Genomic DNA, 11,893 nt, shown 5'->3' with positions numbered 1-11,893 from the left:
CCCAGGTTGATCATGAGGTTAGCGGCAGTTTGAAGATCAACTATTGCCGCCAACCTCATGGTCAACAGGAGGGGTGGGTGGGGGTATCGAGGAAATATGGGTTCGGGCGTCAGGGTGCTGCCAGTGGAGGCGCGAGCTTGAGGAGGACTTGATGAGCGAGCAGGACGACTGGCGGCCGTACGAGATCACACCCGCCGATGCCGGCTGTGCGGCCACTGTGGACGGGTTGGTCGGGTACCTGCGCGAACTGGACCTGGCGAAGCTGCTCACCGCCGAAGGGGCGCTGGTGTTCCGCGGCTTCCACGTCGAGCCGGGCGCCCTGGACCAGGTGATGGACCTGCTGCTGCCCAACCGGCTCGCCTACGTGCACGGCAACTCGCCGCGTACCAAGGTCGGCCGCAACGTCTACACCTCGACGGAATACCCGGCGCAGTACACCATCTCCATGCACAACGAGCTGTCGTACGCCGCCCACTGGCCGGCCCGGCTGCTCTTCTACTGCCAGATCGCCGCGCAGACCGGCGGCGCCACCCCGGTGGTCGACGCCCGGCTCTGGCTGGAGGCCCTGGACCCGGAGGTACGCGCCGCCTTCGCCGACGGCGTGTGCTACCAGCAGAATCTGCACGACGGCATGGGGCTGGGCAAGAGCTGGCAGCAGACCTTCGAGACCGAGGACCGCGCGGAGGTGGAGACGTTCCTCGCCGGGACCGGGGCGACCTGGCAGTGGACCGCCGACGGCCTGCGGGTCAGCCAGCTGCGCCCGGCCACCGTCCGGCACCCGGTGACCGGCGTGGAGGTCTGGTTCAACCAGACCGACCAGTGGCACCCGGCCGGTCTGGACGACGAGGTCGCCAAGGTGATGACCGAGGTGATGGCGCCCGACGAACTGCCCCAGTCGGTCACCTTCGCCGACGGCAGCCCGATCCCCGAGGAGTACGTGTTCCAGATCCGCGACCGTGGGCTGGACGCCGCGATCGACGTGGACTGGCGGGTCGGTGACCTGCTCCTGATCGACAACGTGCTGGTGGCACACGGCCGGCGTCCCTACACCGGGGACCGCCGGATCCTGGTGGCGATGTCGGACTGACCGCGGCGACACAGTCGGTCGAACGGGCGCCGGTGGCGGCCAGGAAGGAAGTGACATGGACGGGGCCGAGTCACGCGGCCGGTGGCTGCGGACCTACCGCCGGGCCGAGCGGTCCGACCTGCGGTTGGTCTGCTTCCCGCACGCGGGCGGGAACGCCAACGTGTACCTGCCGTGGGCACCACTGATGCCCGACGCCACCGATCTGCTGGCGGTCTGCTATCCCGGCCGGCAGGACCGGCTGGTGGAGCCGTGCGTGGAGCAGATGGACGTGCTCGCCGACCGGATCAGCGACGTGCTCGTGCCGTACCTGGACCGGCCTCTCGCGTTCTTCGGCCACAGCATGGGCGCCTCGGTGGCGTACGAGGTCACCCTGCGGCTGGAGTCCCGGTACGGCTTCACGCCTGCCGTGCTCTTCGTCTCCGGCCACGGCGCGCCACACATCTCGCATGTGGAACTCGACCCAGACCTGGCCGACGACGAGTACCTGCTCGGCCGGATCGGCGCCCTCGGCGAGGTCGACCCGGTGCTGCTGCGCTCACCGAAGCTGCGCGAGCTGATCATGCCCGCGCTCCGGGCGGACCTGCGGATGCTCTACCGCTACCTGCCGAGCGAGCCGGCGAAGGTGCACGCCCCGATCGCCGCCTTCCTCGGCACCGAGGACCCGACCTGCACCGCCGAGACGGTGCGGGCCTGGGCCGAGTTGACCATCGGCGGCTTCGAGTCGACGAGCTTCCCCGGGGATCATTTCTATCTGGTGCCGGAGTACGAGCAGGTGGTGGCCGCGTTGACCGCCCGCTTGAGCTGACCGGGGGGGAGCGGGTGCCGCCGTGCCGCGCATCCGGGGTGAAGCTGCAGCCGCCGGCCCGTTCGTACTGCACTCTGGTGCGGTGGACGACGTGGCGGAACTCCTGGATGGGATCTGGCGGACGGCGGCGGCCGGCATGCTCGGCGCGCTCAGCCGCCGCCTCGGCGACTTCGACCGGGCCGAGGAGGCGTTGTCGGACGCGCTGACCGAGGCGCTCAAGCGCTGGCCGGAGGAGGGCGTGCCGGCCAGCCCCACCGGCTGGCTGGTCACCACAGGTTGGCGCAAGGCGCTGGACCGGCTGCGCCGCGACGCCGTCGGCCGGGAGAAACTGGCGCGGCTGGCCGCCGAACCGCCGCCGGAACCGGGGATGGACGACCGACTGGCCATGATCTTCGCGTGCTGCCATCCAGCCCTCGCCGAGCCGGCCCGGGTCGCGCTGACGCTCCATGCCGCCAGCGGCCTGAGCACGGCCGAGATCGCCGCCGCGTTCCTGGTGCCGCTGCCGACGATGGCGCAGCGGCTCTCCCGGGCCAAGCGCCAGCTGCGGGAGCGCGGCATCCGCTTCGAGGTGCCCCAGCCGGACGAGTACGCCGACCGGCTACCGGCCGTGCTCGCGGTGCTCTACCTGGTGTTCAACGAGGGGTACCTGTCCAGCGGCCGTTCCGCCCAGCGGCGCGAGCTGGCCCGCGAGGGGGTCGAGCTGGCCCGGCAGGTCGCCGAGCTGCTGCCCGGTGAGCCGGAGGCGGCCGGGCTGGCCGCGTTGCTGGAGCTGCACCAGGCCCGCGCCGACGCACGGTTCGACTCGTGGGGCCGCATCGTACTGCTCGACCAGCAGGACCGGCGGCGCTGGAACCGGGCGGCGATCCAACGGGCGGCGCTGCGGCTGCGGGCGGCGGTGCGCCAGGGCCGGCCCGGGCCGTACCAGGTGCAGGCCGGCATCGCCGCGCTGCACGCCCTGGCACCCTCGTACGCGGCCACCAACTGGCCCGACGTCCGTGCCCTCTACGACCGGCTGTACGCGCTGGACCCGTCACCGGTGGTGCTGCTGAACCGGGCCGTGGCGACCCGCTTCGCGGTGGGACCGGCGGCGGCGTTGGCGGAGGTCGACGCGCTCGGTGACCGACTCGCCGGTTACCACCTGTGGCACGCCGCCCAGGCCGACCTGCTGGCCACGCTCGATCGCCCGGCCGAGGCGCTGACGGCTGCGGAGCGGGCCCTGGAGCTGGCGACGAACCCGGCCGAGCGGGAGTTGATGTCGCGTCGGGTGGGTGAGCTGAGGCGCCGGCGGTGAGACCGGCGCCCCCCGCGCCGCCGTTACTCGCGGCTCATCACCGGGCGCACCTCCACCGCGCTCATCCCGGCGCCGAGCGGCCAGGTGGCCGCGATCCGGGCGGCCTCGTCGATGTCGTCGCACTCCAGCATGACGACCCCGCCGATGATCTCCTTCAGTTCCAGGTACGGCCCGTCGGTGATCACCGGCTGGCCGTTTCCGCCGGCCCGGACGGTCCTCGCCGTCTCCCGGGGCTGCAACTCGGCGCAGCCGTCGGCGATCTTGCCGGCCGGCTGCCACCGCTCGAACCACCCGTAGACCTGGGTCATCAGCTCCTCCTCCTCGGGCGGGGAGAGCGTGCTCCACTGGCGGTCGTCGCCGAAGATCAGCATCGCGTACTTCATCGTGCTCCTCATGGTGGGAAGTGCTGCGTCGTCCGGGTAACGAACGGCGGACCCCGGTCCTCGACAGGTTCCGCGGAAAAAAATCCCGGCGCGGTCAGCTGCCCGGCTGCTTGAGGCGCAGGTGTTCCAGGTGCGGGTTGGGGCGGCCGGCGTGCTGGTCGCGCAGCCGCTCCTCGATGTGCTCGGCGTCCCAGACCGCGGCCCGCTCCAGCCCGACGCACTCCTGCGGCCGGGCCGGTCGGACGTTGCCCAGGTGGTCGATGATCCGGCACCGGTCCGGGTTGAACATGTCCTGCATGAAGTACTCCGGGATGCTCACCCCGGCGTCGGCCAGCGGCACCGCGCCGACCCGTGGCCAGCGGCCGTGCTGGTAGGCGCGGTCGTGCACCGCCACCACGAACAGCACCGGCTCAGCCACCACCTGCTCCGGCGTCACCGGCCGCTCGTGCACGCCCGCGTAGAAGGCGAGGTACGGGTGGTCGGAGAGCATCCGGGCGTACGAGTGCCGGGGTGGGTCGAAGTCGACCCGCAGCACCGCACCCGGCTCGAACCGCTGCTGGGGCACAGGGTTGTCCCTCCCGATGGGCTAAAAGCCAGTGTAGGGGGCGATCTGGCCGAACAGGGCTGACGCGGCGGCGTGGTAGATCCGCCCGCGTGGATTGAGCGCGCCCACCCCACGGATGGCGTTGCCGGAGAGGCTGTTGCCCCGCCCGACGTCGCTCCACGAGCCGCCAAGGGCGTCGATCATCTGCTGCTCCCGGCCACGGATCGCCTGGTACGACGGGTCTGAGTGCCGGCTGCCGAAGGGCCGGGTGGCGACCGAGAACTCGTCCAGCACCGCCGGACCGAAGCCGAGCAGGGTCATGTGATGGAACCGGTCCCGGGCGGCCACGACCGCCGCCGGGGTGCCGTACCCCATCGACCGGCCCACGTACGTCTCGCCGGTCACCGGGTTGAACTTGGTGTAGGTGACGTAGGTCAGCGGGGCGGTGCGGCGACGGGTCCGGGTGCGGGTGGTGGTCCGGGTGGTGGTGCGGGTGGTCGTGGTGGTCCGGGAGGAGGCGAAGATGCCGATGCCCAGCGCGATGATCGCCCCACCGACGATGATCAGGCCGCCGCCGACGTCGGCCGGGCCGGGCGCCGGCGAGTCCAGCATGGCGGTGCCACCGCCGACCACCGCGGCCCGGCCCATGAACGCACCGGCCAGCGCCCAGCTGCTCTCGCTGACGACCACCGGCTCCTCGACCGTCTCGGTCTCCTCCTCGGTGTACTCCTCGTACTCGTCGATGGCGAGGGTGTCGGCTTCGTTCTCCGGCTCCGGCGCGGCGGCCGAGGCCAGCGGTGCGGCCGGTGGCGCCGGTGCCGAGCTGTACGGCACCGGTGCCTGGTCGGGATGCGCAGCCGCCCACGCCTCGCGCAGCCCCTGCTCGCTCAGCGGCCCCATCGCGCCCCGCCGGAAGGACTCGAAGTCGCCGTAGTTGCGCGGATCGTTGGGATCGCCGGAGTTCACCACCGGCTCGCCGTCCAGCCCGGTCTCGTCGGTCACCACCACCGGATTGCTGCGGGCGTACTGGTAGGGGTTGCCGCCGTCGCGGATGCCGCCCGGGTCGGGGCTCAACCACCGGGCCAGCCACGGCGCGTAGTAGCGGGCCTCGCTGTAGTACAGCCCGGTCTCCTCGTCCCGGCACTTGCCTGCGAACCGGTACCGCTTCGGCGCCTCGGTCTGGCTGCGCACCGCCTGGTACGCCGTCCCCCCGTACGGGTAGTAGTCCTCGTGGGTGATGACCTGCCCGTCCGGATCCAGCTCCAGGCGGGACGAGGAGAGCTGGTCGCCGAGCTGGAACCGGATCAGGGTGCCCGGCTGCCCGCCTATGGTGGTGCGCTCGATCAGCGCCACCCGGCCCTGGTCGGTGCTGACGTGCACGGTCTGGCGTTCGGTGGTGACCGTCCCGTCCGGTGCCCGTTCCCGGAACAGCTCCAGCCCGCCCAGGTAGCGCCGCTCGACCTTGACCGACGCCTCGCCGTCCGGTTCCGGGGCGGCCCGTTCGGTCACCGAGCGCATCCGCCGACCCGTGGCGTCGTACGCGTAGCAGGTGGTCTCCGGGCTGCCGGTGCCGACCTGTTGCCGGGCGGTGGCGATCAGCCGGTCCTGTGCATCCCAGCGCAGCAGCGCCAGCTCCGGCATTGTGGTCGGGTTGCCGTGCGGGTCGTAGCCGAATCCGGGGTCGGTGAGCCGGTTGCCGCGCTCGGCCGGGTCCAGCAGGCTCGCCGCCTGGTACGGATAGTCCCGGGTCCAGCCCGGGGTCGCCGGGTCCTCGGTGCGATGGGCGATCCGGGTCAGGTTGCCGACCGGGTCGTAGGAGTAGCGTTCCCGATACCGGGCCATGGCGTCGCCGTCGTGCGGATGCGGCAGCCGGCTGCGGATCGCGTCGCTGGCCCCCGGCGGCACCGCCACCCCCTGGCCCAGGTGCTCCCGGCCGGTCGCCTCGATCAGCCGGTACCGCGAGTCGTATCGGTAGTCCACGTCCGCGCTCACCAGCCGGTTTCGGAAGAACACCGACTGTTGGGCGGCGTCGGTGATCCGGACGATGTTGCCCACCGGGTCGTAGGTGTAGCGCAGGTCCGTGAGCGCGGTGCCGGCACGGACGCTGCGGCAGCGGGCCAGCCGGAAGGTCAGCGGGTCGTAGGAGAACGTGCTGACCACGTCGTTGCCGTACACCACCCGAAGCCGCTGCCCCTTGGCGTTGTAGTCGACCTCGGTGACCACGCCGGTGACCGGCGCCGCACCGGGCTCCCGCACCGCCATCGACTCGAGCAGGTTCGCCACGTTGTACCCGGGGGTGACGACGGAGCCGTCCGGGGTGGTCAGCTCGGTGGGGCGGTTCAGCGCGTCGAAAACGGTGCTTGTGGCGTGCACCTCCGGGTCCAGCGCGACCGGGCCGGACCAGTCCGGTGCGGCCCGGTGCGCCGCGGGAAACCGGCGGGTGGCGGCGAGCACGTTGCCCTTGAAGTCGTAGCGTTCGGTGACGGCCACCCCGGCCGCGTCAAACTGCCGGTGCACCGCGCCGCGCAGGTTGGCGGCGGTGTCGCCGGGCACCCCCTCGCCGTACTCGGTCCGTTCGAAGACCACCGCACCGCCCGGCCCCGGGCCCTGGACAGCGGAGCTGACCGGCCGGCGCACCGGGTCGTAGCGGGTGAAGATGGTGCGCCCCTGGTCGTCCCAGGACCGGATCGGGTTCTCCAGACAGTCGAGCAGCAACCAGCGACGCCCGCTGTCCATCGTCGACTGGGTGATCCGGCTGCCGGTCAGGTCGTAGTCGCAGCGGGCCAGGGTGTGACCGCGCGCGTCGATCGCGGCGATCTCCGCGCCGCCTGAGTCCAGCACCACCCGGGACGGGTGCAACTCGTCGACGGTGCCGTCCGGGTCCACCCGGCGGTGGTGCGCGGCGGTGAGGAACGTGCGCCCGAGCGGATCCAGGTAGCTGCGGTTCGGGGTGCCGGCGTGCTCGGCGGTGCGCACGGCCGCCACCTGCTCGTCGGCGCCCCCGGCACCGCCGGCCCGGCGGCCGTGCCAGCTCTGCCAGTCCCCGGGCAGTGCGGCCAGGTAGCCGCCGGCCACCGCAGCCACCTCCGGGTCGGTACGCGGATCGAGCAGGACTGTGTCGTTGCGGTCCCACTCCTGCTGCCGCCACGGGTCGAAGACCACCTTCTGGTAGCTGCCGTCCGGGTGCAGGGTCGCCACCACCCGGTCCAGCGGGTCGTAGCCGAGTACCGGGCTGACTCCCACCTCGCTTGCGAACTCGAACGCTCCGGTGGCGCTGAAGAAGGGCTCGTACTGCCGTACCGGCCTGCCCTTGTTGTTGTAGACGGTCCAGCCGCTGCCCACCCAGCGGACGGGCAGGGCCGGCCCACCGTCGGTGACCGGTCCCGGCTCGACCAGGTTCTTCCGCTGGACCTGCCGGCCGAAACCGTCCAGGTAGGTCAGCTCGTGCAGCACCGTGCCGACCTCGCCGTCGGGCAGGTCGGCGGCGTGCGTCTGCCGCATCAGCGTGATCACGGTCGACGGCTGCGGCTGCGACTTCTCCCGGGTGCGGTGGTAGCCGAAGACGTCGACGATGGTGCGGCTGCCGGCGCGGCCGAGCAACGGCCCCGGGTCGGCGGTCGGGTCGGCCAGGTAGCCGGCCAGCGCGGCGTCGTCCAGGTCGGTGTCGAAGCCGCTCAGCGCGTCGCCGACCGGCTCGCCTGCCTTACCCGCCACGGCGGTGGCGGTGACCATGCCGAGGGTGTCGAAGGCCACCGCGGACCGGTTGCCGTTGGCGTCGGTGACCCGCCACGGCTGGCCGGTCCGGTAGTCGTTCTCGGCCCGGGTCAGGTTGCCGACCGCGTCCCGGCTGCTCACCAGCACCAGGTCGTACCGGTCGTACTCGACCACGGTGGCGTTGCCGAACGGGTCGGTGAAACGGACCGGGCGGAAGAAGTGCGCCCGCGCCCGGGCCAGCTCGGCCGCGTCGTCGTCGGCCGGATCGGCCGAGTAGTTGACCAGGGTGGACGGCCGCCACCAGCCGCCGTCTGCATCCAGGTAGCCGCCCTCGGTCTCAAGCACGGTGGCCGGGTCGGGCAGCAGCGTCGCGCCGTCGCGGCGGTACCAGCGCGCCAGCAGCTCGGTGGTGAAGCAGAGCCGCAGGTCGAGGTGGGGGAGCGCGCGGCTCTCCAGGGTCCCCAGCGGCAGCGGCCCGGTCAGGTCGTCGCGGCGGAACAGCGTCCGCTCCCGGTCCAGCAGCCGCCGGTACGGCTGCCCGTCGACCACGCCGGCACCTGCGGTGTCGTCCGGCGCCAGCTCGTGCGCCCCGTCGCCGGCGATCTCCACCGCCGCCCGCAGCGCCGCCAACCGCACAAGCGTCGTCCGGCTGGGTGGGCCCGCCGGCACCGCCTGGAGCAACTGGTACGACGACGACTCGCAGCGCAGCGGCAGCCGGTAGCCGTCCGGAGAGTCCACCGGATTGGTGTACCGGTGCACGGTCAGCACCGCGTGGCCGCGTCCCTGCTCGGTCCGCACCGCCTCGTCCGCCCAGGCCGGCAGCTCCGGCTCGTCCGCCCAGGCCGGCGGGTCCGGTTCGGTCGGCGGCTGCCGGCGGGGGTAGCCGATCGCGACGCTGCGCAGCACGTTGCCGAACCCGTCGGTGTCCAGCACCAGCTCATGGTCTACCCGGGGATCGGTGGTCCGTTCGTAGTGGTAGACGACCGACTCCCGGGGCAGCACCAGGCAGACCGGGTGGCGCGCCGAGCCCTGCGGCTGCAACAGCTCGACGCTGAAGTTCTGCTCCGACACCTGGTACGGCAGCGGCTCCCGCGCCGAGCCGTCCAGCCCGTACACCTCCTGCCGCAGCAGCGACCCGTGCAACGCCCGGCAGGCGTCGCGCAACTCCTCGGCGGTCGGCCGGTGCGGGGTGACCGAACCGTCCGAATGACGGATCACCTGCGGCCAGAGGGTGTCCGGCAGCAGCAGCGCGGCCTGCTCGGCTTCGGTGTGCCCCGGCTCGTGCCAGTACTCCTCGGCGTAGCGGCGGGACAGCCCGTCGGCCTCGTCCAGGTAGGCGCCCGTGTGGTACCAGCTGCGGGTCAGGCTCGGCGCGGCGGCCGGCACCCCGGGCGGGCCACCGAGGGCGCCCACCTCCTCGGTGTCCCACTGCTCGACCATGCCGAAGCCGCGGAACTCCCGCTCGGCCCCGTCATAGAAACCATTGTGGTACGCGTACCGGGTGACGAACCGGTTGCGGCTGATCCGGTCGACTGTCTGCACCTGGCGGACCACCTGCACCGGGAACGGCAGCCGGGTGTGCCAGGGCCGTCCGGCCGCCCGGTCGGCGAGGTAGAACTCGGTCGACGCGGCGTACGTGAGGTGGGTCTCCGCGCCGAGGTTGTTGACCGCGCTCACCAGCAGGTGCGGCTTGCGCCCATCCATCAGGTCCAGATAGCGCAGGGACCGCCGGGCGTCCTCGGCGCGTGGCGAGGACCAGACCAGACAGGTGGTGCCGTTGCCCAGCAGGTCGATTGCGGAAAGCGTGCTGCTGCCGTCGGCCGGTACGGCGGTCGGTAGCCGCCGGCCGGCGGCCCAGCCGTTGCCGCTGCGGTTGAGCCAGACCCGCACCCCGTCCGGCCCCGGATAGATCAGGTCGGCGACCCCGGACCCGTCCACGTCGGCGAGGAGCACCGCCTCCGGCCGGAACGTCTCGGCCCGGTCGAACCAGGGCGCGTCGTCCATGGTCACCTTCGCGCCGAACCGGCCGTGCCCGAGGTTCGGCCAGTAGCAGACCTCGCCGTTGCGTACCCGCACCAGATCCGGCAGGCCGTCACCGGAGAGGTCGGCCAGGTGCACCGCCTCGGTCGCGGCGGCCAGCACGAGCCGGGGCCCGCGCTCCTCGTCCAGCGGCAGGCTGACCCGTCGCCCCGGGCCGAACCCGCGCTCGCCGCGCGACGGATACCAGGTAAGCGCCGCGTCCTCGGTGAGCAGCAGGTCGGCGTACCCGTCCCCGTCCAGGTCCACCGTCCGTAGGTTCGGGTCGGCCCAGTCGACCTGCGGCAGCGACTCGAACGCGGTGAACGGGCGCCACCCGCCGGCCGGATCGCGTTCGTAGAAACCGGGCACCGCACCGGCGAACGTCACCAGGTCCAGGTCGCCGTCGCCGGCCAGGTCCACCAGCTGGGCCGGCGGCCCGGCCCGCCGCCCCGGCGCACCGGCCGGATCGGCGGGGGAGGCGGGCGCGGTCACCCCGGCACCGGCCGGGACCGGGGCCGGCAGGTGCGGCACCGGCTGTGCCCCGCCCAGCCGGCCCTGGCCCAGGTTCGGCTTGTAGAACCAGCCGGCCGCGGCCTCGGCGAGCAGGCCGGCGATGCCCTCCCCGTCCAGATCGACCCACTGGTGACCGGCACCGGCGAGCCCGGCCGGGGCACCGGCCAGACTGTCCGGGTCGACCTCGCGTACCTCGTCGGCGAAGCTCGCCTCCTGGTAGCGCAGCTCCAGCGGCGGTATCGACCGGCGCCGGTAACCCGCCTCGGTGCGCCGGTAGCTGTGCTGGGTGACCGTGCTGAGGAACGCGCCGACCGGGGTCGACGGGGCGTACCCCAGCTCGGTGGCGCGGACCAGGCAGTCGTCGCCGACCTGCGGCTCGTGCGGGAAGTGGTGGAACATCAGCACCCGCCGGCACAGCCGGTAGCTGCGCACCTCGAACCCGGCCCGGTAGGTCGAGAAGGGGTCGTCGCGGACCGGCCAGGGCCGGTCCGGCTGCGGTTGCGGCGCCTGCGGGTGATGGTCGCCGTAGTCGAGCACCACCTCGAACAGCCAGCCCGGGTCCGGCGGCGCCGGGTCGACCAGCCGGGACACCTGGTTGCCGTACCGGATCCGTTTCAGGTAGCGGTTGGTGGCGCGGGTCGGCGTGTCGCGCTGCCGCTCGTGGGCCCGGGCGAGGTCGACCCCGGTGTCGTCCTCGGCCACGTACCGGTACTCGACGACGTTGCCACGGTCGTCGAAGCGGCGGCGCAGCAGCCAGCTGAACACCCGCGTCGGGTGTTGCGGATCCCGGATCCGGCTCTCGTCGTCGGTGCCGTACTCCACGGTGACGTTGTCCCGGCCGGTCACCCGCCACCAGGTGCTCCCGTCGGCCAGGTCGGTCCAGCGCTCCACCCGGGCGTGCAGCCCCTCGACCCGGGGCCGGTATCGGTCCACCCGGAACCCGGCCGGCGCGCCGGCCGACCCGGCCGGCACCGGAACCAGCTCCCCGGCCTCGGGCAGCAGGAACACGTCGGACTCGGCCGCGTCGTCGTAGCGGGGCAGCCCCTGCTCCGTCCGCCGGGTGACCGCCGGGGTGGGCAGCGACCAGCCGAACCCGAACGGACCGTTGCCGGCGCCGGAGTCGTAGCCGAGCGCCAGCTCCGGCCCGAAACCGTCCCGGCCGGGCGTGGTGGCCAGCGGGATCGACATCGCGGCGGTCCCGGTGACCGGTTTGACCGACAGGGTCTCGCCGATCCCGCGGATCGCGCCGCCTGGCGTGGGCAGCGACACCGTCGGTGCCACCACCGCGGATGTCCGGGGCTGGCGTGGATCGGCGGCCGGCGGGGGCACCGCACCGGCGCTCTCTCGGGTGGGGAACTGCTCGTCCGGCCGCTCTGCCATCTGACCCTGCCTGGGGTGGGGGCGGGCTGTCTCGCGTCATCGTCGTCGTCCGTCCGACGTGCACACATGCCTCTGTCAGCTACCGGACCTCGGGCCGAGGCCGTCGGCTACCCGACCGAACGCATCGCACGGCAGGGCCGCCCGGCACCATCAGGTC

The 11,893-nt window shown here is 72.9% G+C and carries 6 protein-coding genes; 3 read left to right on the top strand and 3 right to left on the bottom strand.

Annotated features, from left to right (window positions below; translation table 11 throughout):
* Window positions 1-151: 151 nt before the first annotated feature.
* From AC507J_RS18200 to AC507J_RS18190, 3 genes are all read left to right on the top strand, one after another.
* Window positions 152-1,087: a TauD/TfdA family dioxygenase gene (locus AC507J_RS18200; protein WP_496290357.1), complete on the top strand. Its 936-nt coding sequence runs from the start codon at window positions 152-154 to the stop codon at window positions 1,085-1,087.
* A 55-nt stretch (window positions 1,088-1,142) separates the two neighbouring features.
* Window positions 1,143-1,892 (top strand): thioesterase II family protein, encoded by a 750-nt coding sequence (locus AC507J_RS18195; protein ID WP_496290356.1) that lies wholly within the window; start codon window positions 1,143-1,145, stop codon window positions 1,890-1,892.
* 82 nt (window positions 1,893-1,974) lie between these two features.
* A complete protein-coding gene (locus tag AC507J_RS18190; protein WP_496290355.1) occupies window positions 1,975-3,183 on the top strand; it encodes an RNA polymerase sigma factor in 1,209 nt (402 codons plus the stop codon).
* Window positions 3,184-3,206: 23 nt separating this feature from the next.
* On the opposite strand, the gene AC507J_RS18185 is transcribed toward AC507J_RS18190, so the two are convergent.
* The 3 genes from AC507J_RS18185 to AC507J_RS18175 all read right to left on the bottom strand — a co-directional run bounded on the left by AC507J_RS18185 (window position 3,207) and on the right by AC507J_RS18175 (window position 11,736).
* Window positions 3,207-3,566: a YciI family protein gene (locus tag AC507J_RS18185; protein ID WP_496290354.1), complete on the bottom strand. Its 360-nt coding sequence runs from the start codon at window positions 3,564-3,566 to the stop codon at window positions 3,207-3,209.
* A gap of 94 nt (window positions 3,567-3,660) precedes the next feature.
* Entirely contained in the window at window positions 3,661-4,131 is a 471-nt protein-coding gene (locus AC507J_RS18180; RefSeq protein ID WP_496290353.1) for an Imm26 family immunity protein, read from the bottom strand.
* A 21-nt stretch (window positions 4,132-4,152) separates the two neighbouring features.
* A complete protein-coding gene (locus AC507J_RS18175; RefSeq protein ID WP_496290352.1) occupies window positions 4,153-11,736 on the bottom strand; it encodes a SpvB/TcaC N-terminal domain-containing protein in 7,584 nt (2,527 codons plus the stop codon).
* Window positions 11,737-11,893: the final 157 nt, after the last annotated feature.

This window comes from Micromonospora sp. PRAS1 (genome assembly GCF_059553435.1).
This window is presented reverse-complemented; position numbering and strand designations above follow the sequence as displayed.

What these genes read in the sequence shown, in the direction of transcription:
- AC507J_RS18200 (WP_496290357.1), top strand. Translation starts at nt 152, where the DNA reads ATGAGCGAGCAGGACGACTGGCGGCCGTACGAGATCACACCCGCCGAT.
- AC507J_RS18175 (WP_496290352.1), bottom strand. Translation starts at nt 11,736, where the DNA reads ATGGCAGAGCGGCCGGACGAGCAGTTCCCCACCCGAGAGAGCGCCGGT.
- AC507J_RS18185 (WP_496290354.1), bottom strand. Translation starts at nt 3,566, where the DNA reads ATGAAGTACGCGATGCTGATCTTCGGCGACGACCGCCAGTGGAGCACG.
- AC507J_RS18195 (WP_496290356.1), top strand. Translation starts at nt 1,143, where the DNA reads ATGGACGGGGCCGAGTCACGCGGCCGGTGGCTGCGGACCTACCGCCGG.